21 protein-coding genes are annotated in these 21,833 nt (G+C 64.8%); 3 read left to right on the top strand and 18 right to left on the bottom strand.

Going from position 1 to position 21,833, the window contains the following annotated elements; genetic code table 11:
* Positions 1–7: 7 nt before the first annotated feature.
* On the bottom strand, positions 8–1,819 hold the full coding sequence (gene mutL / locus N551_RS0101350) for a DNA mismatch repair endonuclease MutL (protein WP_027565410.1): 1,812 nt from the start codon (positions 1,817–1,819) through the stop codon (positions 8–10).
* Positions 1,820–2,083: 264 nt separating this feature from the next.
* Here mutL and N551_RS0101345 point away from each other — a divergent pair, with 264 nt between their 5' ends.
* Positions 2,084–2,401, top strand: a complete 318-nt coding sequence (locus N551_RS0101345) for a ribbon-helix-helix domain-containing protein (RefSeq protein WP_027565409.1) — start codon at positions 2,084–2,086, stop codon at positions 2,399–2,401.
* 138 nt (positions 2,402–2,539) lie between these two features.
* Here N551_RS0101345 and N551_RS0101340 read toward each other — a convergent pair whose 3' ends face one another.
* The 4 genes from N551_RS0101340 to N551_RS0101325 are packed head-to-tail and all read right to left on the bottom strand — an operon-like array spanning position 2,540 to position 5,515.
* Positions 2,540–4,108: a GMC family oxidoreductase gene (locus N551_RS0101340; protein ID WP_027565408.1), complete on the bottom strand. Its 1,569-nt coding sequence runs from the start codon at positions 4,106–4,108 to the stop codon at positions 2,540–2,542.
* A 29-nt stretch (positions 4,109–4,137) separates the two neighbouring features.
* Positions 4,138–4,686 carry a hypothetical protein gene (locus N551_RS0101335; RefSeq protein WP_027565407.1) on the bottom strand — a complete coding sequence of 183 codons (549 nt, stop codon included), beginning with the start codon at positions 4,684–4,686 and terminating at the stop codon, positions 4,138–4,140.
* A 46-nt stretch (positions 4,687–4,732) separates the two neighbouring features.
* Complete coding sequence (locus N551_RS0101330) at positions 4,733–5,128, bottom strand: VOC family protein (protein WP_027565406.1); 396 nt, start codon at positions 5,126–5,128, stop codon at positions 4,733–4,735.
* Positions 5,129–5,515, bottom strand: a complete 387-nt coding sequence (locus N551_RS0101325) for a cytochrome c family protein (RefSeq protein WP_027565405.1) — start codon at positions 5,513–5,515, stop codon at positions 5,129–5,131.
* Between the two features lie 305 nt (positions 5,516–5,820).
* Between N551_RS0101325 and N551_RS0101320 the strand changes: the two genes are divergently transcribed.
* Positions 5,821–6,129, top strand: a complete 309-nt coding sequence (locus tag N551_RS0101320; RefSeq protein ID WP_027565404.1) for a hypothetical protein — start codon at positions 5,821–5,823, stop codon at positions 6,127–6,129.
* 62 nt (positions 6,130–6,191) lie between these two features.
* Here the strand turns inward: N551_RS0101320 and arfB are convergent, their stop codons facing one another.
* From arfB to N551_RS0101285, 7 genes are all read right to left on the bottom strand, one after another.
* Positions 6,192–6,608: an alternative ribosome rescue aminoacyl-tRNA hydrolase ArfB gene (gene arfB, locus N551_RS0101315; protein WP_018453479.1), complete on the bottom strand. Its 417-nt coding sequence runs from the start codon at positions 6,606–6,608 to the stop codon at positions 6,192–6,194.
* A gap of 114 nt (positions 6,609–6,722) precedes the next feature.
* Positions 6,723–8,090, bottom strand: coding sequence for a pitrilysin family protein (locus N551_RS0101310; protein ID WP_027565403.1), 1,368 nt, complete (start codon positions 8,088–8,090; stop codon positions 6,723–6,725).
* Positions 8,087–9,478, bottom strand: coding sequence for a pitrilysin family protein (locus N551_RS0101305; RefSeq protein WP_027565402.1), 1,392 nt, complete (start codon positions 9,476–9,478; stop codon positions 8,087–8,089). The genes N551_RS0101310 and N551_RS0101305 overlap by 4 nt, the downstream gene beginning before the upstream one ends.
* 201 nt (positions 9,479–9,679) lie before the next feature.
* Positions 9,680–10,405, bottom strand: coding sequence for a hypothetical protein (locus tag N551_RS0101300; RefSeq protein WP_027565401.1), 726 nt, complete (start codon positions 10,403–10,405; stop codon positions 9,680–9,682).
* A gap of 97 nt (positions 10,406–10,502) precedes the next feature.
* Positions 10,503–10,997 carry a signal peptidase II gene (gene lspA / locus N551_RS0101295; protein ID WP_027565400.1) on the bottom strand — a complete coding sequence of 165 codons (495 nt, stop codon included), beginning with the start codon at positions 10,995–10,997 and terminating at the stop codon, positions 10,503–10,505.
* Positions 10,998–11,153: 156 nt separating this feature from the next.
* Positions 11,154–14,162 (bottom strand): isoleucine--tRNA ligase, encoded by a 3,009-nt coding sequence (gene ileS, locus N551_RS0101290; RefSeq protein WP_027565399.1) that lies wholly within the window; start codon positions 14,160–14,162, stop codon positions 11,154–11,156.
* Positions 14,163–14,364: 202 nt separating this feature from the next.
* A complete protein-coding gene (locus N551_RS0101285) occupies positions 14,365–15,336 on the bottom strand; it encodes a bifunctional riboflavin kinase/FAD synthetase (RefSeq protein WP_027565398.1) in 972 nt (323 codons plus the stop codon).
* A 230-nt stretch (positions 15,337–15,566) separates the two neighbouring features.
* Between N551_RS0101285 and N551_RS0101280 the strand changes: the two genes are divergently transcribed.
* On the top strand, positions 15,567–15,962 hold the full coding sequence (locus N551_RS0101280; protein WP_007596883.1) for a response regulator: 396 nt from the start codon (positions 15,567–15,569) through the stop codon (positions 15,960–15,962).
* Between the two features lie 121 nt (positions 15,963–16,083).
* Here the strand turns inward: N551_RS0101280 and N551_RS0101275 are convergent, their stop codons facing one another.
* The 6 genes from N551_RS0101275 to N551_RS0101250 all read right to left on the bottom strand — a co-directional run bounded on the left by N551_RS0101275 (position 16,084) and on the right by N551_RS0101250 (position 21,833).
* Positions 16,084–16,938 carry a TIGR01459 family HAD-type hydrolase gene (locus N551_RS0101275; RefSeq protein ID WP_027565397.1) on the bottom strand — a complete coding sequence of 285 codons (855 nt, stop codon included), beginning with the start codon at positions 16,936–16,938 and terminating at the stop codon, positions 16,084–16,086.
* A gap of 15 nt (positions 16,939–16,953) precedes the next feature.
* Positions 16,954–18,432 carry an EAL domain-containing protein gene (locus N551_RS0101270; RefSeq protein ID WP_027565396.1) on the bottom strand — a complete coding sequence of 493 codons (1,479 nt, stop codon included), beginning with the start codon at positions 18,430–18,432 and terminating at the stop codon, positions 16,954–16,956.
* Positions 18,433–18,574: 142 nt separating this feature from the next.
* Positions 18,575–19,705 (bottom strand): YihY/virulence factor BrkB family protein, encoded by a 1,131-nt coding sequence (locus N551_RS0101265; protein WP_027565395.1) that lies wholly within the window; start codon positions 19,703–19,705, stop codon positions 18,575–18,577.
* Between the two features lie 2 nt (positions 19,706–19,707).
* Positions 19,708–20,307: a phage holin family protein gene (locus N551_RS0101260; protein WP_027565394.1), complete on the bottom strand. Its 600-nt coding sequence runs from the start codon at positions 20,305–20,307 to the stop codon at positions 19,708–19,710.
* A gap of 90 nt (positions 20,308–20,397) precedes the next feature.
* Entirely contained in the window at positions 20,398–21,357 is a 960-nt protein-coding gene (gene prmB, locus N551_RS0101255; protein WP_027565393.1) for a 50S ribosomal protein L3 N(5)-glutamine methyltransferase, read from the bottom strand.
* Entirely contained in the window at positions 21,357–21,833 is a 477-nt protein-coding gene (locus N551_RS0101250; RefSeq protein ID WP_027565392.1) for a molybdenum cofactor biosynthesis protein MoaE, read from the bottom strand. The genes prmB and N551_RS0101250 overlap by 1 nt, the downstream gene beginning before the upstream one ends.

Below are 21,833 nucleotides of genomic sequence, written 5' to 3'. Positions count from 1 at the left end.
GTCGAACTCACCTTCGCCCGAACAGCTTCTCGACATCCGACAGCTTCAGCTCGACATAGGTCGGGCGGCCGTGATTGCACTGGCCGGAGTTCGGGGTGTCCTCCATCTCGCGGAGCAGGGCGTTCATCTCCTCCGGCCGCAGCCTTCGGCCGGCGCGCACCGAGCCGTGGCAGGCCATGGTGGCGGCGACGTGCATCAGGCGGCGCTCCAGAGGCAGCGCCTCGTCCCACTCGGCCATGTGCTCGGAAAGATCGCGCAAGAGCCCGCCCGCGTTGGTCTTGCCGAGCAGGGACGGCGTCTCGCGCACCGCGACTGCGCCGGGGCCGAAGGATTCGACCGCGAGGCCAAATGACGCCAGCTCCTCGCTGCGCTCGAGCAGGCGCTCCACCGTGGCCTCGTCCATCTCGACGATCTCGGGGATCAGCAGGATCTGCCGCTGCACGCCGTTCTCCGCCAGCGAGGCCTTCAGCCGCTCGTAGACGATGCGTTCATGCGCGGCGTGCTGGTCGACGATGATCAAGCCATCGCGGGTCTGCGAGACGATATAGGTCTCGTGGATCTGGGTGCGCGCAGCGCCGAGCGGGCGGTCGACCAGGTCACTGACCGGCTGGGATTCGATCCGCACGTCCGCGCTGGGGGCGCCGACGTCAAACGCCGCTTGGGCGCGTTCGGTAAATGCCGGCACGGCGGAGCCGTCGAATGACGGCATCGGCGCGACCGGGGCGGATGGCGACGCCCGCCAGTCCCAGCTTGCCGGGCGCGGCGTGAATGCGGGGCGGAACGACGACAGCGCGCTCTCGCCGCTGTTAGCCGCCGTACGCCGGCCCTCCCGTGCAAGCCCTTCCTTCAATCCGTGCACGATCAGCGCGCGGACGAGGCCGGCGTTGCGAAACCGCACCTCGGTCTTGGCCGGATGCACGTTGGCGTCGACCTCGCGCGGATCGAGCGTGACGAACAGCGCCAGCACCGGATGGCGGTCGCGCGGCAGATAGTCGGCATAGGCCCCGCGGACTGCCCCTAGGATCAGCTTGTCGCGCACCGGGCGGCCGTTGACGAAGAGATACTGCCCGAGCGCGTTGGCTTTGGTCAGCGCGGGCGCTGCGGCATAGCCGGCGACCACCACGCCCTCGCGCTCGGCATGGACCTCGATGGCATGGCTGCGGAACTCTGCCCCCAGGATGTCGCCGAGCCGCGTCAGGCGACCGGCGACGCCGGGCAGCGCCGCAGCCCAGGTCACCGGCGCGCGCTCTTCGCCCGCGAGCGTGAAGGCGATTTCGGGCCGCGCCATCGCGAGGCGCCGCACCACCTCACGGATCGCTTCCGCCTCGGTCCGGTCGGTCTTCAAGAACTTCAGCCGCGCCGGCGTAGCGTAGAAGAGGTCGTTGACCTCGACCCGCGTGCCATGCGCGAGCGCGGCCGGCATGATCTCGGATTTCTCGCCGCCCTCGACATTGAGCGCCCAGGCGTGCGGCTCGCCGGCGTGCCGCGTGGTGATGGCGAGCCGCGCCACAGAGCCGATCGAGGGCAGCGCCTCGCCGCGGAATCCGAGCGTGCGGATCTGCAGCAAGTCCTCGTCGTCGAGCTTGGAGGTGGCGTGACGCTCGACCGCCAGTGACAGGTCCTTGGCGGTCATGCCGCCGCCGTCGTCGGTGATGCCGATCCGCCGGCGCCCGCCGCCATCGGTAAAGACGTCGATCCGGCTCGCGCCGGCATCGATCGCGTTCTCGACCAGTTCCTTGACCACGCTAGCGGGACGTTCGACCACCTCGCCGGCGGCGATGCGGTTGACGACCTGTTCTGGCAATTGGCGGACGGGCATGAAACTCGTTTTTCGGCTTCGATCTTGGGCTTCGATCTGGATTCGCGGAGAACGCTATTCTAGGCCGTGTTGCGTCAAAAGCATGTGTTGGGCAACAGGAACGTGGCGGGCTGGGGAAAAGGGCTGTCTATCGCATTGATGGGATTGGACGTTCGAGAAAATCGCGCAACCGGGATGGATCGATCTCCGGCTGCCGTCCCGATTGTGGGGTACCGGGCTGCGGTGTAGCATCGCGAAAAAACGGCAACAGGACGGGAGGACGCCATGTGCCATCTCTTCGCGCATCAGCCCCAACGCGACTATGAATCCCAGACCCGCTCCTTACGGATCGGTGGGCATTGCACCTCGATCCGTCTGGAAATGGCGTTCTGGGACACGCTGGAGGAGATCGCGGCCAAGGAGAACATGAGCGTCGGCAAATTCCTGACGACGCTCTACAACGAGGTGCTCGACCATCACGGCGAGGTCAACAATTTTGCTTCGTTGCTGCGCTGCTCCTGCCTGATCTATCGCTCCCGGAGCTTGGCGCCGGTACGGGATTTCAAGGTCGCCGTCGCACCCATTCTTGATGCGGCTGAATAGCCCCTCCGTCATTGCGAGGAGCTCTTGCGACGAAGCAATCCAGACCGTCACCGCGGTGGGATTCTGGATTGCTTCGCGTCGCTCGCAATGGCGGGGAGGGAACGGTGTGCTCCATTCCGAGCCGATGGACGTCGGGCGTCAGATCTCTTTCTTCTGCATCGCGCCGGCAATGTAATCCGCCTGCCGGATCGCCAGCGAAACGATGGTCAGCGTCGGATTGCAGGCTGCGCCGCTGGTGAACTGGCTGCCGTCGGAGACGAACAGGTTCTTGACGTCGTGGCTCTGGCCGAATTTGTTGACCACGCCGTCTCGCGGCTTCTCGCTCATCCGGTTGGTACCGAGATTGTGCGTGCTGGGATAGGGCGGTGTCGGATAACTCACGGTGGCTCCGACGGCATCGTAGACCGCAGCGCCCTGCTTGTACGCGTGCGCGCGCATCGCGAGATCGTTGGGATGATCGTCGAAGTGCACGCTTGCGACCGGCTGGCCGAACTTGTCCTTCACGGTCGGATCGAGCGTGATGCGGTTGGTCTCCTGCGCCATGTCCTCGCCGACCAGCCACATGCCGGCCATCCTGGGATAACCGTCGAGCGCTGCGGTGAACGGACGTCCCCAGGCGCCGGGGTTGAGGAACGCCGCCATGAAGGGCAGGCCGATCGACAGTGTCTCCATCTCGTAGCCGCCGACGAAGCCGCGCTTCGGATTATTTGCGGCCTCGTCGCGGATGATGCCGGCCATGGTGGTGCCGCGATACATGTGCACCGATTTCTCGAAGACGGCGTAGACGCTGCCGGTCATGTGGCGCATGTAGTTGCGACCGACCTGGCCCGATGAGTTGCCGGGGCCGTCGGGAAACATCGTGGATGCGCTGTTCAACAGCAGCCGCGGGCTTTCGATCGAATTGCCGGCCACCGCAACGATGCGGGCCTTCTGGCGCTGCATCGCGCCCGTCTCGTCGGCGTACACCACGCCGGTGACCTTGCCGCCTGCGTCATGCTCGATCTTGACCGCCATGCTCGCGGGACGGACCTCGAGATTGCCGGTCGCCTCGCCTTTGGGTATCTCGGTGTAAAGCGTCGACCATTTCGCGCCGGACTTGCAGCCCTGGAAGCAGAAGCCGATCTGCTGACAGGCGCCGCGGCCGTCGCGTGGCTGGCTGTTGATCGCCATGTTGCCGGTGTGCACAGTCTTGTAACCGAGCTTCTTTGCGCCCGCCTCCATCACTCTGAAGTTATTGTTGCCGGGAAGTCCGGGAATGCCGTTGGTGCGGGTCACCCCCATCTTGTTCTCGGCCTTGGCGTACCACGGCTCCATCTCCGCGAGCGTGACCGGCCAGTCCAGCAGGTTGGCGCCGGGAATGTTGCCGTAGGTGCTCTTCACCTTGAACTCGTGCTCGTCGAACCGCAGCGATGCGCCGGCCCAATGTGTGGTCGAGCCGCCGACCGCCTTGACGATCCAGGCGGGAAGACCCGAGAAGTCTTTTGCGACGCGCCATGTTCCGGATGTGGTGCGCGCATCGGTCCAGGCGAGCTGAGAGAAGCTCTCCCACTCGTCGTTGACGAAGTCCTGATTTTCGATGCGGGGGCCAGCTTCGAGGATGACCACCTTGACGCCCTTCTGCGCAAGCTCGTTGCCCAGCGTGCCGCCGCCGGCACCGGAGCCGACGATCACCACAACGCCGGAGTCGTTCAGATCGAATTTTGCCATATGCGTTCTCCTGAACCGTTGGGTGGGCCTTAAGCCTTCGGCAGCCAGTCGATGTCTGCGAAGCCGCGGTTGATGTAGCCGCCGTGCTCGGCGGAGGAGCCCTCGTAGCCGAACCGCGGCCAGACCTCCTTCTGGTTGTAGAGAGAGACGATGAGGTCGCCGCGCACCTTCTGGAAGAAGTCGCTCTGCTCGATCTCCTTCAACAGCACCACGCGATCGGCTTCCCAGGGCACTTCAGCGTAAGCCACCTTGTGGCGATCACGCGCATTCTGATCGAGCCGTGTGATGCCGTCACTGATCAGCGACTTGACGGCGGGATCCTTCGCCGCCTTGCCTTCCCACGGCTTGATCGCGCTGATGTAATAGCTGTCGCCGAGGACGTCGTGCGGATAGATATCGCGTGCGACCTTCAGCAGCGTCTTCATCGTCGCGGGCGAAAGCGCGCTTGTCTCGTCAGCCCATGCGCCCTCGATGCTGACGGCGACGCTGGTCGCGACTGCCGCGACCGGCACGGCGGTCGCGGCGCCCTTGAGAAAGACGCGGCGGCTGTGCTTGCTTCGACGATCGACTTCTCTCATGGCATTCCTCCTTCGATTTTTTGGGATTTGAATTCTTGTGGTTCGATCAGTTGAAACGTCCGCCGCGCTGGATCACCTCGATCTTGTAGCCGTCGGGATCGCTGACGAAGAAGAAGCGCGCCAGCGTTTTGCCGTCGTGCTTGAAGTCGCGCAGCTGACCCGGTGCGAGCTTCTCGCGCTCGAAGCGGGCATGTTCGGCATCGAGATCCTCGACCACCACGGCGAGATGTCCGTAGCCGTCGCCGAGCGCATACGGCTCCTTGCGATCGAAATTGACCGTCAGCTCCAGCTCGAAGGGTGAGGAGGGGTGACGCAGATAGATCAGGGCAAAGTCTGCGAACTTCAGACGCTCGGTGACTTCCAGGCTAAAGGCCCGTCTGTAGAAGTCGAGTGAGCGCGCCTCGTCGAGTGCGCGGATCATGGAATGGACCGGCTTTGCCATTCAGTTCTGCTCCTTAAGAAAGGCGATGATGGCGGCGCGCGTCTCCGGTTTCGCCTGCCGGTACACCATGACCACGCCGGGAATCACGGCTTGCGGATTGGTCAGCCATGCGTCGAGCTTCGTCTCGTCCCAGGCGAAGGCTGCTTTTGCGAGGGGCTCTGAATAGTGAAAGCCCTCGACCTTGCCGGCGGGCCGCCCGACGATCCCGACCAGCGGCGGACCCTGCCGCACCGGTTCTGACAGGTTCGTGGTGTGGCACACCGCGCATTGCTGCTTGAACAGTGTTGCGCCATCCGGCGGCTTTGCAGCCGGCAAGGCTATCTGCGCCTCGGCCACCCGCACCACCAGCACCATCGCGGTGCACAATCCCAGCACGATCGCGCGCATCGTCAAAAGTCCGCCCGTCCACGTCAATTCAGCGTGCGCAAACTCTAGGCGCGGCAAAACATGCGGTGGTAGTAGCGGGCTGTTTCGCTGCGTGCGGAGGTGCGCGCGGGTGCGTTGTTCCAAGTTGCCGTATATGCGGAGGACAATTCCGCGAAACCGCCGTCAAATCCCTAAACGATCACCACACGAGACAGGTTGCATTGCGGTCGCGCCGTTCGAGCTCGTAACGCGATGGATCGGTTCGGCTCAGGCGGACGGCGCATCAAGCCGCCGAACCGATCATCGCGAAAATCCAGGAGAAATGGATGAAGTTGGTGAAGACCTCCGCAATCGCATGCGCCGTCTCGGCCCTCATTGTGACACCTGTTCTCGCGCAAGGTACGTCGTCTGGCGCCAAGCCTAGCGGCACCGTGCAAAGCAAACCCATGCAAGGTAGCACGATGGGCAGCGGCGACGAGGAGATGAATGCCCAGCCGGGCACGGCGGGCGAGACGACGGGCATGAAGCCGACGAAGGGCACCAGGGGCACGGTTGGCACCACGGGCAATGCTGCACACAAAGGGACCGCCGACGATTCCGCGACGGGCGGTGCAGCCACGGGCAAGCGCTACTAGCCAATGGAGTGAGACGGCAGAACTCCGGTCGCCCTGCGGCCGGAGTTCTTTTGCAGTCTCTGCTAGTCGTCGAAACCGCGCCCGCGCTTCGACTTGATGTCGCTGCGGTGTTTCTTGCCCTCGAGCCGGCGCTGCTTGGAGCCAAAGGTCGGCTTTGTCGCGCGCCGGGGCTTCGGCCGGATCATGGCTTCTCCGAGCATCTCCGTAAGGCGGTCGATGGCGTCCTGGCGGTTGCGCTCCTGGGTGCGGAAGCGTTGGGCCTGGATCACGATGACGCCGTCCTTGGTCATGCGCTGCCCTGCGAGCCGGGCGAGGCGCAGCGCGGCATCCTCCGGAAGCGTCAGCTTCCGCGTGTCGAAGCGCAATTGCGCCGAGGTCGCGACCTTGTTGACGTTCTGCCCGCCCGGGCCGGAGGCGCGGACGAAGCCGATCTCGATGTCGTCCTCGTCGATGACGAGATCGCGGGATATCCGCAGCATGGTGGCACCATTCGTGATGCCCGGACATATCCCGGACGCCCAAGTTCGGCAATGGCGCCCCGAAATGCAAATGGCCGGGCGAGCCCGGCCATTTCAGGAAGCGTATGGAAGACGTCAGTTCGACTTCGTCGCCGGTGCGGTTGCGGGTTGCGCCGCGGCCTGCGGAGCGCGGCCGACGACGACGGTCAGCAGGCCCTGGCCCCAGAGGCGCTTTGCGGCCGCCTTGGCGTCGTCCATGGTGACCGCATCGACGACGGCGTTGCGCTTCTCGATATAGTCGATCGGCAGCTTGTCCTGCTGATATTGCAGCAGCGCCTGCGCGAGCTTCGAGGAGGTGTCGAGCGCCAGCATCTGCGAGCCCTTGAGGTAGGACTTGGCCTCGTCGAGCTCCTTCTGCGTCGGGCCTTCCTCGGCGATCCGGCGCACTTCCTTGTCGATGGCGTCGATAGTGTCGCCGGCGCGGTCCGCGCGGGTGCCGGTGTTGCCGATGAAGACCGCCGAATGCTCCATCCAGAGCAGCGATTCGAACACCGAATAGGCCAGTCCGCGCTTCTCGCGCACCTCGCGATAGAGCCGCGAGGACAACCCGCCGCCGCCGAGGATGTGGTTGACAACATAGGCTGCCATGAAGTTCGGATCGCTGCGCTTCACTCCGGGGCCGCCGAAGGTGATCACGGTCTGGGGCACGTCGAGCGTCACGAAAGCGCGTTGCGGCGGCTTGGCGGCCTCAACGTCGGGGACCGGCACGAGATTGGCCTTGGCGGGCAGGCTGCCAAACGTGTGGTCGAGCAGCTTGCCGAGCGTATCGGCATCCACGTCGCCAACCACTGCAATCTTCAGCGTGTCCTTGGCGAGCACGCGGCCGACATAATCCTTCATGTCGGCGACCGTGATGGTCGGAACGCTGTCGAGGTTGCCGTTGGACTGCCTACCGTAGGGATGATCGCCGAAGGCGACCTCCAGGAATTTGCGGCTCGCCAGCGAGGTCGGGTTGGTGGTCTCGCGGCGCAGGCCCGAGATCACCTGCGAACGGATACGCTCGACATCGGCGGTTTCGAAATGCGGCGAGGTCAGCGCGCTCCGCAGCAGGTCGAAGGCTTCGTCCTTGTTGTCGCGCAGCATGCGCAGGCTGCCGCGGAAGGTGTCGCGGGTGGCGCTGAAGGAGAGCTCGATGGCGCGGCGGTCGAGCCGCTCATGGAAGGTCTTGGAATCGAGATCGCCGGAGCCTTCGTCGAGGAGATCGCCGACCAGATTGGCGACGCCCGACTTGTCCTTGGGATCCTGTGCCGAGCCGCCGGCAAAGGAATATTCCATGGCGATCAGCGGCACAGTCGCATCCTGTACGAACCAGGCCTCGATGCCGCCCGGCGAGGTCAAATGCTGGATCTTTGCTGCCGCCTGCGACGGCGAGACGGTAGCAAGCGCGAGTGCCGCGCCGGTGACGAGGGAGAATGAGACACGTCGAAGGAAGGGATAGGTCACGAACGCTTCTCCTCGCGCTTGGCGGCGCCGGTGTCCTTGATCAGGTAGCCCGTCACCGAGCGCTTCTTCTCGAGCCATTTCTGCGCGACGGTGCGGACCTGCTCGGCGGTAACGGCGCGGACGCGATCTGGCCAGCTCCGGATGTCCTCGATCGACAGGCCCGTGGTCAATGCGCCGCCATACCAGCGCGCCAGCACCGCCTGGTTGTCCTGGGCGTAGATCGCCTCGGCGATGAGCTGGGTCTTGACCCGCTCGAGATCCTCGGCGCGGATCGGGTTCTGCGCGATGTCGGCGATGACGCCGTCGACCACCTGCTCGACCTCGGCGAAGCTGACGCCGGATTTGGGCGAAGCCGAGATCGCGAACTGGGTCGGGTCAAGCGAGATGCTCGAATAGCTGGCACTGGCGGAGACCGCGAGCGGCTTGTCGACCACGAGCGCGCGGTAGAGATAGGAATTGCTGCCGCTGCCCATCAGTTGCGCCAGCACGTCGAGGGCCGCGCTTTCGCCGGCCGCAGCCGTCGTCGCCGAGGGCACCAGGTAATAGCGTCGCAGGCCGGGTTGCTCGACGCGCGGATCGGCCAGGGTCACGGTGCGCGGCGCCGCGGGCTCCGGCTCCTGCGGGCGGACGCGGCGCGCCGGGATGGCGGGTTGGGCAGGGATAGAGCCGAAATTGCGCTCGACCAACGGGCGGATGTCGGCGGGCTCGACGTCGCCGGCGATCACCAGGATCGCGTTGTTCGGCGCATAGAAGCGGCGGTAGAAGGCGAGCGCATCCTCGCGGTCGAGCTTCTCGATCTCCTGGTGCCAGCCGATCACCGGCCGGCCGTAGGGATGGTTGAGATAGAGCGCGGCCATGATCTGCTCGTTCAGCCGCGCGTCCGGATTGTTGGCGACGCGCATGTTGTATTCTTCGAGCACGACGTCGCGCTCGGGCAACACGTTCTCGTCCTTGAGGATCAGGCCGGTCATACGGTCGGCCTCGAACTCCATCATGGTCGGCAACTGCTCGCGCGGCACGCGCTGGTAGTAGTTGGTGTAGTCGACCGAAGTCGAGGCGTTCTCGTTGCCGCCGACGCGGAGCACGGTCTGGGAGAATTCGCCGACCGGATGCTTCGATGTGCCCTTGAACATCAGGTGCTCGAGGAAGTGCGCGAGCCCGGACTTGCCCGGCGTCTCGTCCGCCGAGCCGACCTTGTACCAGATCATTTCCGTGACGACGGGCGTGCGGTGGTCGGGAATCACCACGACCTGCATGCCGTTTCCGAGCGTGAAGCTGGCGGGCGGAGCCGATGTCACCGTGGTCTGCGCAAGGGATGCGCCGGCCGTGAGGACACTCGTCGAAAGCAGCGCGGCAAGGAGGCGGGCAGCCGATCGGTAAGAGGACATTATGATCCTTATGAAAGGCCGAGCCCGGATGTCCGGCTCGGAGGCACGGCATGGTACACCGTGCGGCAAACGCTTCGCGTCACGAAGCAGAGAACTCAACTCGGGCGCAAGTTACTGATAAGCAATTAAAGACCGCGTCCGGCGCGCACGAGCCGCCGGCGCGGGACCGCGTCTGTCGGGATGTCGCAAACGGACAGGAGGCTATTGTTCCTTGTCCTTGCCGGACATGATGTCGAAATAGGTCCGCCGTGTCTTGTCCTCTCCGGCGCCATAGGCGTAGCTCGGCGACGGCGTCTGGTAGCCCGGCGGCGGCTCGACCAGCGACTGGCGCGGCGGCTCGGTCGTGAATTGCTTGGCCTCGCCTTTGTTGTTCGACATCATGCCCCACAGACCGCCGGTGAAACCGAGCTGGGCCGGGCTGAGCGACGGATTGCCGTTGGTGCCCGGCTGAATAGGATCATTGCTGGTGCGCTCGGGTGCGGCTGTCCTGCCGACCTCCATCTCGGCGGGCGACAACGCCCGGCCTGCCTGCCAGCTCTCGGTGGCCTTGACGGCCTTCTTCCGCTGCGCGATGGCCTCCTTGCGGCGTCTCTCGTCAGGGTCCTTCGGCCAGTTCGGTGCGTTCTTGGCTTCAACGCCGGCGGGTGGCGGCAGGTCGAGCTTGGGCGGCACCACCAGCGGCGACCGCTCGCGGTATTCGATACCCTTCTTCTCCATGCTCTTGGCGCCGATGCCGGACATCAGATTGTCGATGAGCTTCTCTTCGAAGGTCATGTCGTCGTCGTCCTCGCCGTCGTCACCGGCGCGGGCGGCGCCAGCCGACATGACGAGACCGATGCCGAGCGCGACAGCGGACAATTTCAACGCCCGCCAGAACCCCTGCCGGGGGTCTTCAACCATCGAACCGCTGGTCTTCGAGCTGCGCATCACTGTACCTGTTCCAAAATGTGGCAGTTTGCCGCTCTCGCGCGGCATAATCCCTCGCAAAAGCAAGGTTCCGCCTGCCGGTCCGTATCGGCCGGGATCAGGGCGCTTTTACGGCGGGTACCCCCAGGAAGGAATCATACAATAGCGCCGCCACGCCAGCAACGATGGCCACGTCCGCAAGGTTGAACACGTACCAATTATAGGTGTTTCCGCCGATATTGATGTGAAACAGGGCGAAATCGACCACCGCGCCATAGGCGAGGCGGTCGATGCCGTTGCCGATGGCGCCGCCAATGATCAGGCCGAGCGCGATGGTTGCCAGCAGGGTGTGGGAGCGAGCCATCCAGATCGCCAGCGCAACCACCGCGAGGACCTTCACGGCCATCAGCGCCATTTGCGCAGCCTGACCGTCGTTCTGGAGCCAGCCGAAGCTGATGCCGATGTTCCAGGCCAGCACCAGGTCGAAGAACGGGGTCACCTCGACCGCGCCGCGACGGGCGAGGTCGAACACGTTCAGCAGCCAGAGCTTTGAGGCCTGGTCGGCCACGAGCGTGACCAGGGCCGCGAGGATGCCGGCGCGGAGCGGGGTCATGGGCAGTCGGCCACAATAGGCTCCGTCGTCGTCCTGGCGAAAGCCAGGACCCATACGCCGAGGCGGTCGTTGTTTGAAAGACTTGTGGTCATCAGCCTTCGTCGCAATTGGCGGCGGTGGAATGGGTCCTGGCTTTCGCTAGGACGACGGTGAGACCTAGATGCTGACCCCCAGCGCCTTCCATTCGCGCAGCGCCTGGGCATCGCGCGGGGTGACGTCGGGGTATTCGGGGTCTTCACCCACCGTCGGCGAAATCTTCCAGGAACGGGCGCATTTGGTGCCGACCGCCTTCTCCACCACGACAGCGACGCCTGGAACGGCATCGAGACGGAATGCGGAAGCCGGCGCCTCGCCCTCGCGCACCTCGTAGTTCGAGGTGATGCAGATCTCGGCGAGGTCGGTGTCGAACAGCGTCGCAAGCATGTCGCGGTCGGCGACATAGATGACCGGTGATGCCTCCAGCGACGAGCCGATGTTCTTGGCGGCGCGTTCGAGCTCCAGCGCACCGGTGACGACGCGGCGGACGTTGCGGATCGCTTCCCACTTCGCGGCGAGCTTGTCGTCGCGCAGGCTTTCGAGGTCGTCGGGAAACTGCGTCAGGTGCACCGAGGGCTCGGCGTCAGGCCTGTACATGCGCCAGGCCTCCTCCGCGGTGAAGCTGAGGATCGGCGCCAGCCATTTCAGGATCGAGCTGCACAACAGGTCGATCGTGGTCAGCGCCGCCTTGCGCGTCGGCGAGGACGGCGGATCGCAATACAGCGTGTCCTTGCGGATGTCGAAATAGAACGCGGAGAGCTCACTGTTCAGGAAGGCGGACAAGGTCGCGACCACGGTCTTGTAGTCGAACTCCTGATAGGCCTTGCGGACGACGGCAGCACGGACCGCGAGCTCGTGCAGCATCAGCCGTTCGAGCTCAGGCATGTCGGCGGGCGCGACTGCGTCGGCCGGCTTGTAGTGATCCAGCGTTCCCAGCATCCAGCGCACAGTGTTGCGCAGTTTGCGATAGGTCTCGATGGTGTTCTTCAGGATCTCCGGGCCGATGCGTTGGTCGTCGGCATAGTCGGTGGCGCAGACCCAGAGGCGCAGGATATCCGCGCCCGAATCCTTGATCACCTTCTGAGGCTCAACGGTGTTGCCGATCGACTTCGACATCTTGCGGCCGTTCTCGTCGAGCGTGAAGCCGTGGGTGAGCACGATGTCATATGGCGCGCGGCCGCGCGTGCCGGCGCTTTCCAGCAGCGAGGAATGAAACCAGCCGCGATGCTGGTCGCTGCCTTCCAGGTACATCACGGTGTCGTCGCCGCCATCGACCTTGCGGACGATGTTGCCGAGCTGCGGGAAGTTCTGGCGATCCTCGAGCACGAAAGCATGTGTGGAGCCGGAATCGAACCAGACGTCGCAGATGTCGTCGATCTTCTTCCAGTCTTCCTTCGCGCGCGATCCAAGGAAGCGCTCGCGGGCCCCTTCCATGTACCAGGCGTCAGCGCCTTCCTCCATGAAGGCCTCGGCGATGCGCTGATTGACGATCTCGTCCTGCAGGATCTCGGCCGAGCCGTCGCTCTTCTCGCGCACGAACACGGCGATCGGAACGCCCCAGGCGCGCTGGCGCGAGATCACCCAGTCCGGACGATTGGCGATCATGCCGTTGATGCGGTTCTCACCCGACGGCGGCACCCATTGCGTGACCGAGATCGCCTGCAGCGCGCGGGCCCGCAGCGTATCGCCCTTCCTGGCGTGGCCATTCTCGCTGACGTCCTTGTCCATCGCGATGAACCATTGCGGCGTATTGCGGAAGATGACCGGCTTCTTCGAGCGCCATGAATGCGGGTATTGGTGCTTGAGGCGGCCGCGCGCGAGCAGCTTGCCGGCCTCGATCAACGCCTTGATGACGGCCTCATTGGCATCGCCCTTCTCGCCCTTGTCGTTGAGCACGCGCTTGCCGGTGAAGCCGGGGGCCTGCGCAGTATAGGCGCCGTTCTCGTCGACAGTGTAGGGGATCGCGGTCGAGATGCCGCGTTCATCGAGCTCGCGGGTATTGGCCATCCAGACGTCGAAATCCTCGCGGCCGTGGCTCGGCGCGGTGTGCACGAAACCAGTGCCTGTATCGTCGGTGACATGCTCGCCGGCGAGCAGCGGCACGATAAACGTGTAACCGCCATCGAGGCCGCGCAAGGGATGGGCACACTCCACGGCGTCCAGCGTGTCGCCGGGAATGTCGCGCACCTTCTCATAGGCCGTGACGCGCGCCTGCTTGAACACCTCTGCGGCAAGCGCATCAGCCAGGATCACGAGATCGCCGGTCTTCGCCCAATTGTCCGCGGCCGCATCCGTGACCTTGTAGAGGCCGTAGGCGATCTTCGGCGAGAACGAGATCGCGCGGTTGCCGGGCAGTGTCCAGGGCGTGGTCGTCCAGATCACGACCGAAGCATTGGCGAGCGCGCCATGTGCCGGAGACGTGACGGGAAACTTCACCCACACCATGTCGGAGGTGTAGTCCTCGTACTCGACCTCGGCCTCGGCGAGCGCGGTCTTCTCGACCACGCTCCACATCACCGGCTTGGAGCCGCGATACAGCGTGCCGTTGGCGGCGAACTTCATCAGCTCGCGGGCGATCTGCGCCTCCGCGGGATAGCTCATCGTCTGATAGGGATGATCCCAGTCGCCGATGATGCCGAGGCGCTTGAATTCCTCGCGCTGCACGTTGATCCAGTGTGTCGCATAGGCGCGACATTCCTTGCGGAACGCCACCATCGCGGCGGAGTCGCGGAAGTCGGGCTTCTGCTTGCCCTTGGAGCGGTAGTTCTCTTCCTCGATCTTCCATTCGATCGGCAGGCCGTGGCAGTCCCAGCCGGGCACGTAGTTGGAGTCGAAGCCGAGCATCTGCTGGCTCTTGGTCACGACGTCCTTGAGGATCTTGTTCAGCGCGTGCCCGATATGGATGTTGCCATTGGCGTAGGGTGGGCCGTCATGCAGCACGAATTTGGCGCGGCCCTGGGCTTCCTGGCGCAGTCTGTCGTAAAGGCCGATGTCGTTCCAGTATTTCAGCAGCTCCGGCTCGCGCTGCGGCAGGCCGGCGCGCATCGGGAATTCGGTCTGCGGCAGGAACAGGGTTTTGGAATAGTCTTTGGCTTCGGATTTTTGAGATTTTTGTGGCTTGTCGGACATGAGGCTGACTGGCTCGGAAAGGCGCGGGAACGGATGGCGATGCGGAATCGCGGGTGAAACGACAACATCCCGGTCTTGCGCCGAGCCGAAAGCTCAGGCGGAAGCCGGGCCGCTAATCCCTATGATGCGCCGCGCAAACATGGGCTCTCCATAGCAGGGGGGCGGGGGAAGCGCAAAAGGTACGGCGGGCCGGTTTCCGACCTCAATCGATGACGCCAAGCCTCGGAAACGCGTCCGGGGCGGCGGCGAGCATGGCGCGGGCGCAGGCGGAATCGTCGTCCATCTGGCGGATCAGGGCCTCCAGGCTGTCGAATTTCAGCTCCTCGCGGATGAAGCCGATAAAGGCGCAGTCGAGCGTCTGTCCGTAAAGATCGCCCTTGAAGTCGAACAGGAAGATTTCCAGCAGCGGCGCGCCATTATCAAACGTCGGGCGGCGACCGAAGCTTGCCACCCCGTCCAGCCGCTCCGCGCCGCGGCCGACCCGCACCGCATAGATGCCGTGCTTGAGGCCGCAATTGGCATCGAGACGGATGTTGGCGGTGGGATAACCGAGGTCGCGGCCGCGCTTCTCGCCGTGGATGACCTCGCCGGTGATGAACCAGGGCGCGCCGAGCATGGCCGTGGCCTCGTCGAGTTGGCCTTCGGCGAGCGCGATCCGGATCGCGCTGGACGAGACCGGCCGCTCGTCGATATCGACATGCGGCTGCACGTCGACCTCGATGCCGAGCCGGGGCGCCTCGTTGACGAGGAGGCTCGGCGAGCCGACCCGACCCTTGCCGAAGTGGAAGTCGTAGCCGACTGCGATCCCGCCGATGCCCAGGCGCCCGATCAGGTCATGGTGAATGAAGTCTTGCGCGCTGGTCCCGGCGCGGGACTTGTCGAAGGTCATGACCACGGCGCCGTCAAGTCCGGTGCCGGCCAGAAGCCGCAGCTTGGCCCGCTCGTCGGTCAGGCGGAATTGCGGGGTGTTGGGGCTGAAAAACCGGCGCGGATGCGGCTCGAAGGTCAATGCCAGCGCCGGGCGGCCATGGATCCTGCCCATTTCCATGGCTGCGGCGATCACGGCGCGATGGCCGAGATGAACGCCGTCGAAATTGCCCATCGCGACCACGGCACCCCTTGCAATGGCGGAGTCCGGCGTGGTGTCGCGGATAACGGTAAAATGCGGAGCCATCAGGGGAATTCTCAAACCGGCGGGACCGGCCGGGACCGTGGCGCGACGGGCCGGATGAAGTCAAGCGGGAGGGGGCGGCCGCATCGAAAGCGATTTCAGTCCGCCGGGGGCGTTCCCAGTTAACGCGCTGTTTAACGCCTTGGTGCTAGTCCTTGGGCGTGGAACCGCGGGGCTCCGGCCCGGCAGGTCCGATCGTAAATATTTCCTGGGTTTGCGTTGGGGGAGTCGAGATGGCGGTTGATTTGTCGATGTCGGTTCTGGTGGTTGACGACTACAGCACCATGATCCGTATCATCAGGAACCTCCTGAAGCAGCTTGGCTTCGAGAATATCGATGATGCAAGCGACGGTTCGGCAGCGCTGAACAAGATGCGCGGCAAGAAGTACGGGCTCGTGATTTCCGACTGGAACATGGAGCCGATGACGGGTTACGACCTGCTGCGCGAAGTGCGCGCAGATCCGAACCTCGCCACCACGCCCTTCATCATGATCACGGCCGAATCAAAGACCGAGAACGTGATCGCGGCCAAGAAGGCCGGCGTGAACAACTACATCGTCAAGCCGTTCAACGCGGCGACGCTGAAGACCAAGATCGAGGCGGTCTTCCCGGACATGGCAAGCGCGTAAGGCGCGGTCGAAGCCATCGGTTGAATTCGGAAGGCCCGGGCGATCGTCCCGGGCTTTCTGCATCGGGTTCGTCGTGCCGGAATCGATGGCCCCACATCAAGCGGGAATGACGATCAACTCGCTACCACTTCAGTTCGCGCATCAGCGCCTTCGGCGGATGGCCGAACAATTCCAGTACCGAAGCCGGGTCGAGCTGGTCGAGACCCTCGAACTCCTCGGCATGGATGCCGCGGGTCACGAACAGGCAATCGATGCCGAACTCGCGCGCGCCGGTGAGGTCGGTCCGGACGGAATCGCCGATCGCGAGCACCTTTTTGCGGTCGATCTGGTGGCCCTGGCGTTCGCCGGCGAGCGCCATCGCGCGCTCGTAGATCGGCCGGTGCGGCTTGCCGTAGAAGATCACCTCGCCGCCGAGCTCGCGATAGAGCTCTGCGATCGCACCGGCGCAATAGATCAGGCGGTCGCCCTTTTCCACCACGATGTCGGGGTTGGCGCAGACCAGCGTCAGCTTGCGCTCGCGCGCCTTGAGCATCATGCCGCGATAGTCTTCCGCCGTCTCGGTCTCGTCGTCGTAGAGACCGGTGCAGACGATGTAATCCGCCTCCTCCAGCGGCGCGATCACCGCATCGAGGCCGCGGTAGATCGAGTTGTCGCGCTCCGGGCCGAGCCAGAACATCTTGCGGCCGGGATGGTCGGCGACATAGAGCCGCGTCAGGTCGCCTGAAGACACGATCGCATCATAGGTCTCGTCGGCCACGCCAAGTTTGCGCAATTGCCGCTGCACGGAGTCGGCCGGGCGCGGCGCGTTGGTGATCAGGATGACCGTACCACCGCGGCTGCGATAGGTATGCAGCGCCTCGCAGGCTTCGGGGAAGGATTCGAGGCCGTTATGGACCACGCCCCAGATATCGCTGAGCACGACATCCACGCCCGCCACGAGTTCACGCAGGCTTTCAGCGAAATGCAGCGTGGTCATGATACGTGCGGCCGATCAGATGCGGCGCGCGAGCGCGGCGTTGCCGGTGACGCGCTGTGGCGCAGACGCAGCCGACGTTGCGCTTGAGCTGGGTGTGCCGGAGCCATTGGATCCCTGAGTGTCCTGTGCCTGGTTCGGCGCGGCGGTAGCAGATGGCCCCTCCGGCCGCAATGGCCGGGGCGGCGCGAACAGGAACCCCTGGCCGAACCGCACGTCATAATCGAGCAGGTCGATCACGGCGCGCTCGCCCTCGATCCGCTCGGCGATCAGGTCAATGCCGAAGCGGCCGAGCAGGTCGGAAAGGTCGGAAGGGTGGATGTCCGAGGCCGAAGCCTGCCTGGGGTCGAGCAGCAGCGAAGCCGGCACCTTGATGAAGCGCACGCCGCGATCGGCGAGCTCGCGCGGTTCGATGCGCAAATCGGTGACATGGTCGATCGAGAAACGGAAGCCGCGCTGGGCGAGCGCGGCGAGATTTTCGGTCTCGGCCGGACCGAGATTGCGGAAGGTCGATTGCTTGAATTCCAGCACTAGCGAGGGCGCCAGCGCCCGGTTGGCTTCGAGGAAATCGAGGTATTGCGCGAAGGTCGTGGAATTGCCGAGCGTGGAAGCCGCGACGTTGCAGAACACGCCGACCTCCTTGTTGCGTACCATCAGGCGCCGCAGCACCTGGACGCAGCGCAGCATCACCATGTTGTCGATGCGCCCGATCAGGCCGGAGGCCTCCGCGATGCTGATGAACTCCTCCGCCGCGACCAGCTGGTCACGCTCGTGGCGCAGGCGCGTCACCGCCTCGTAGAAGCGGACCTTGCGCTGCGGTAGCGACACCATCGGCTGGAGAAAGATGTCGATGCGGTTCTCGTCGATCGCGTTGCGGAGCGTCGCCAGCAATTGGGTCTGGTTGCGGCCGTTGGAGGTCTGAACCGGATTGGCGGTCTGGGTCTGGATCGCCGGTGCTGCCGGCCGCAACGGCGGCGGCGCGGGAAGCGGGGGAAGAGCAGCCGGCCGCTCCTCCTCAAGCGTGGCGATCAGGTCGAGCGGCGCCTCCGGCTCCTGCCTTGCGACCGGCGCGGGGGCCGGCACCGGCGCGTTGCCGGCTATCAGATCCTCGTGGGCCGACACGGTGGTGGCGAGTTGCCTGACCAGTCCGCCGAGCTCGTTGATCTCGCCGACCACCGACTGGATGCGGTCGGAGTTGGCCGAATTGGAAGAGGCGATGCGTGCTTCGATCGTGGCGAGCCGGCGGCCGAACTCGGCGACCTGGCGGGCGAGGTCGGCGGTGCCGCGCGAAAGATCGGCGATCTGGCCACCGACGTCGCTGCGGTCGCGCAGTCGCATCGACACTGCATTGTAGAGGATCAGGAAGGTCAGCGCCGTCAGCGCCACGATCGCGGATTCGGTTCCGCTGATGCCGGCGACCGCGTAGAGCACGAGCCCAAGCGAGGCGGCGACCAGAACCATGCAGATGGCGATGAAGATCGTCGAAATACGAATCATGCCGCGCGTTACGCCTCAAGAGCTGACTGCCTGACCGGGAAAACACGGGTGGCGTCTCGAACCCGTGACGCCGCATGCTCCCCCAAGCGGCATGAGGTTAACATCATTGTTGATTCGAGGGGATAGCGGCCCGATCTCGGAGTCAGGATGGCGCCGCGGCGCCGACCGTGTCGGCCGAGACCGCCTCGCGGGTGCCAAGCGGCTTGGGCGCCCCGGCGGTCGTGTCGCGCAGGGTCTGCCGTTCGATCTCCGAATTCAGTTCGGCCCCGAACATGATGACGATGGCCGACATCCACATCCACATCATCAAGCCAATCGCAGCGCCGAGCGAGCCGTAGGTCGCATTGTAATTGGCGAATTCCGAGAGATACCAGGACAGCAGCGCCGAGCCGGCGATCCAGAGGATCGCCGCCGTTACCGCTCCAGGGCTCAGCCATTGCCAGCGCGGGGCGTCGCGGCTGGGCGCGAAGCGGTAGAGGATGGCGAGCGCCGCAAGGAGAATGACGAACAGCACCGGCCATCGCGCCAGCGCCACGATCAGCTTGCTTTCGGGCGCCATGCCGAGGTGGTTGAGCGCAAGCGGGAAGGCGACGACGGTGCCCACCATCAGCAGCAGGGCAACGATGCCACCGACCGTGAAGGCCAGCGAAACCGTGTTCAGCCGGATGAAGCTGCGCTTTTCACGCTCCTCATAGGCGACGTTGAGGGCGTCGAAGATGGCTTTGACGCCGGCATTGGCGCTCCAGATCGCGAGCACGAGTCCAAACAGGAAAGTGACACCAAGGGTGGCGCCGCCGTTCGACACGACGCGCGCCACCTGGTCCTCGACGATCTGGAACGCGCCCTCGGGCAGCATCATCGCGAGCGAATGCAGGTTGGAACTGATCGTCGAGGGATCGGCGAACAGGCCATAGAATGAAACCAGAGCTGTGACGGCGGGAAAGATCGCGAGCAGCCCGAAAAAGACGACGCCGCCGGCGGTCGCGAGCAGGCGATCCTCATCGATGCGCTGATAGGTGCGCCAGAGGATGTCCTTCCAGCCCGCCCACGGGATCGCGAACGGGCTTTTCGCACGGCGGCCGCGGCCGGGCTGCGAGGCTGCGCCCGTCGGGCTCGTTTCCGGCGAATTCGCCTCGCCGTTGCGGTGGTCTTGCGGAGGTCCCGGCCGGATCAGGCCAGAATCCTGGAAATACCGTTCCGCGGTGAGCACGAACACGGTCGTGGCTGCCACTAACAGCCAGCTGTCGAATTGCTCGGCGCGCCGCAGAGGCATTTTCAGGTATCCGCTCCGTGGCCGTGACGCCGCCGGCGAGCTGCCGTCAGCCCGACCAGCCCAACGGCCGCGAGCATCAGCCCGAGTTGCACAGGCCGGTTGGACCGAGCCGGCCACGTGCTGCCGCCATGTCCCCGGTCATGTCCTCGTTCGCCCGGCGCGAGCGGCGCCAGGGGAATTGTCGTCGCGACCTCTTTCACGGCCTGCTTCACCGTTCCGCGCGGGATGCGCGGGGTGGCGATCGCCACCCGTAGGCGGCTGGCAAGCGGCAAGATCGGCTTGGTCTTGCGCTTCATCTGAGCCATGGCCACGCCGGCGCAGGCGGCGGCGAGGACCAGGAGGACACCGCCGGCGGCGCCGAATCCCCAGAATTGCCCGTAATGGATCGCAACCCAGCGGTACAGGGCAATCAGGCCGACAAAGAAGGCTGCGATGACGAACAAGCCCGCAACGGCGAGCAGTCCGGCCGCAGTCGCGTAAGACGTCATGCGCCCCGTGGCTTGATTGCTCCGGTCACGGGCATAGGACTGGGCGGCGCGCTTGAGATGGTTGAGCTTGAGCGCGACGCCGGCGCGCAGCAATTCGCCCGATGGCGCAAGCATGCGGTGATCCTCCGAGTGCGAGAAAATTCGTCGGGGGATGAACGTGGCGGTATTTGACTTGTTCCGACGAGGTCTGCCCGTCGTGATCGATCAGCCGAGATCGGCTGCCGCGATCCAGAACACTTCGCCCTCGGAGTCCTCGGTGTCGAGCCAGAGCAGCGGTAGTTCAGGAAAGGCCTCGTCGACGAGTTCGCGGCCGCGGCCGATCTCGCAGATCAGCCCGCCATCCGGCGTCAAATGGCCGGGCGCGTCGCGCAGGATCCGGCGCACCACGTCGAGACCGTCGGCGCCGCCGTCAAAGGCGAGCTTCGGCTCGGCCCGGCACTCCGGCGGCAGCGCCGCCATGCCTTCGGCATCGACATAAGGCGGGTTGGTGATGATCAGGTCGTATTTGGCGTCACCGAGCGGGGTGAACAGGTCGCCGCGATGCAGGCTGATCCGGTCATCGAGCCCGTATTCGCCGACATTTCGTCTGGCGACGTCGATCGCGCCCTTCGAGATATCGACGGCGTCGATCGTGGCATTCGGAAAATGATGCGCCGCGAGGATCGCGAGGCATCCCGACCCAGTGCAGAGATCGAGTACGCGTTCGACCGCGCTGGGGTCGTCGATCAGCGAGCCGGCTTCGCCGTCGCCGCCGAAATGCGATTCCAGCAACTCGCCGATAAAGGAGCGGGGAACGATGACGCGCTCGTCGACATAGAACGGCAGGCCGCGCATGTAGATCTTGTTGACGAGATAGGCGGCCGGTTTGCGGGTGGTGACGCGCTGATGGATGAGATCGATGATGGTCCTGCCCTCGGCGTCCGTGACTCGCGCGTTGGCAAAAATCTCGAACTGCTCGGGATGCAGATGCAGGGCTTCACAGACCAGGAAGGCCGCTTCCGCGACCGGATCGGGTGTGCCATGGGCAAAGGCGAGCTTGGCCTCATTGAAGCGGCTCACCGCATAGCGGACGAAATCGATCAGCGTGAGAAGCTCGCCGCGCCCCACTTTCGCGAGCTTTGGCGCGGCGCGGCCGCGCACGGTCTTTTTGGATGTCGTTGCCATCAGGATCGGGTCCAGCGTGCGGCGGCTTCATCGTCGCGGGCCTGGGCCTCGACCCAGCCGGTGCCGGTGGCGCTCTCTTCCTTCTTCCAGAACGGCGCGTTGGTCTTCAGATAATCCATCAGGAACTCGGCTGCCTGGAACGCTGCCTGGCGGTGCTGCGAGGCGGTCAGCACCAGCACGATGTTCTGGCCAGGCATGAAACGGCCGACGCGATGGATCACCGTGACGCCGTTGAGCGGCCAGCGCGAGGTGGCCTCGTCGGCATGGCGCCTGATCTCTTCCTCGGCCATGCCCGGATAATGCTCGAGCGAGAGCGCGGCGATCTTGGCGCTGTCCTCGTCACCGCGGCAGATGCCGGAAAAGCTCACGACTGCACCGATGTCGGTGCGGTTCCCGGTCAGCACCGCGATCTCGCGCGCGATGTCGAAATCGTCTTGCTGGATACGAATGGTGACGGGACAGGTGGTGGCGGGCAT

This window comes from Bradyrhizobium sp. URHA0013, assembly GCF_000518345.1.
Classification (GTDB): Bacteria; Pseudomonadota; Alphaproteobacteria; order Rhizobiales; family Xanthobacteraceae; genus Bradyrhizobium.
The sequence above is the reverse complement of the archived record's forward strand: the minus strand, read 5'-3'. Positions and strand labels throughout refer to the sequence as shown.

Excerpts from the sequence above, each read along its gene's own strand:
- mutL (WP_027565410.1), bottom strand. The coding sequence starts at position 1,819 with ATGCCCGTCCGCCAATTGCCAGAACAGGTCGTCAACCGCATCGCCGCC.
- N551_RS0101345 (WP_027565409.1), top strand. The coding sequence starts at position 2,084 with ATGTGCCATCTCTTCGCGCATCAGCCCCAACGCGACTATGAATCCCAG.
- N551_RS0101340 (WP_027565408.1), bottom strand. The coding sequence starts at position 4,108 with ATGGCAAAATTCGATCTGAACGACTCCGGCGTTGTGGTGATCGTCGGC.
- N551_RS0101335 (WP_027565407.1), bottom strand. The coding sequence starts at position 4,686 with ATGAGAGAAGTCGATCGTCGAAGCAAGCACAGCCGCCGCGTCTTTCTC.
- N551_RS0101330 (WP_027565406.1), bottom strand. The coding sequence starts at position 5,128 with ATGGCAAAGCCGGTCCATTCCATGATCCGCGCACTCGACGAGGCGCGC.
- N551_RS0101325 (WP_027565405.1), bottom strand. The coding sequence starts at position 5,515 with ATGCGCGCGATCGTGCTGGGATTGTGCACCGCGATGGTGCTGGTGGTG.
- N551_RS0101320 (WP_027565404.1), top strand. The coding sequence starts at position 5,821 with ATGAAGTTGGTGAAGACCTCCGCAATCGCATGCGCCGTCTCGGCCCTC.
- arfB (WP_018453479.1), bottom strand. The coding sequence starts at position 6,608 with ATGCTGCGGATATCCCGCGATCTCGTCATCGACGAGGACGACATCGAG.
- N551_RS0101305 (WP_027565402.1), bottom strand. The coding sequence starts at position 9,478 with ATGTCCTCTTACCGATCGGCTGCCCGCCTCCTTGCCGCGCTGCTTTCG.
- N551_RS0101300 (WP_027565401.1), bottom strand. The coding sequence starts at position 10,405 with ATGCGCAGCTCGAAGACCAGCGGTTCGATGGTTGAAGACCCCCGGCAG.
- lspA (WP_027565400.1), bottom strand. The coding sequence starts at position 10,997 with ATGACCCCGCTCCGCGCCGGCATCCTCGCGGCCCTGGTCACGCTCGTG.
- ileS (WP_027565399.1), bottom strand. The coding sequence starts at position 14,162 with ATGTCCGACAAGCCACAAAAATCTCAAAAATCCGAAGCCAAAGACTAT.
- N551_RS0101285 (WP_027565398.1), bottom strand. The coding sequence starts at position 15,336 with ATGGCTCCGCATTTTACCGTTATCCGCGACACCACGCCGGACTCCGCC.
- N551_RS0101280 (WP_007596883.1), top strand. The coding sequence starts at position 15,567 with ATGGCGGTTGATTTGTCGATGTCGGTTCTGGTGGTTGACGACTACAGC.
- N551_RS0101275 (WP_027565397.1), bottom strand. The coding sequence starts at position 16,938 with ATGACCACGCTGCATTTCGCTGAAAGCCTGCGTGAACTCGTGGCGGGC.
- N551_RS0101270 (WP_027565396.1), bottom strand. The coding sequence starts at position 18,432 with ATGATTCGTATTTCGACGATCTTCATCGCCATCTGCATGGTTCTGGTC.
- N551_RS0101265 (WP_027565395.1), bottom strand. The coding sequence starts at position 19,705 with ATGCCTCTGCGGCGCGCCGAGCAATTCGACAGCTGGCTGTTAGTGGCA.
- N551_RS0101260 (WP_027565394.1), bottom strand. The coding sequence starts at position 20,307 with ATGCTTGCGCCATCGGGCGAATTGCTGCGCGCCGGCGTCGCGCTCAAG.
- prmB (WP_027565393.1), bottom strand. The coding sequence starts at position 21,357 with ATGGCAACGACATCCAAAAAGACCGTGCGCGGCCGCGCCGCGCCAAAG.
- N551_RS0101250 (WP_027565392.1), bottom strand. The coding sequence starts at position 21,833 with ATGCCCGCCACCACCTGTCCCGTCACCATTCGTATCCAGCAAGACGAT.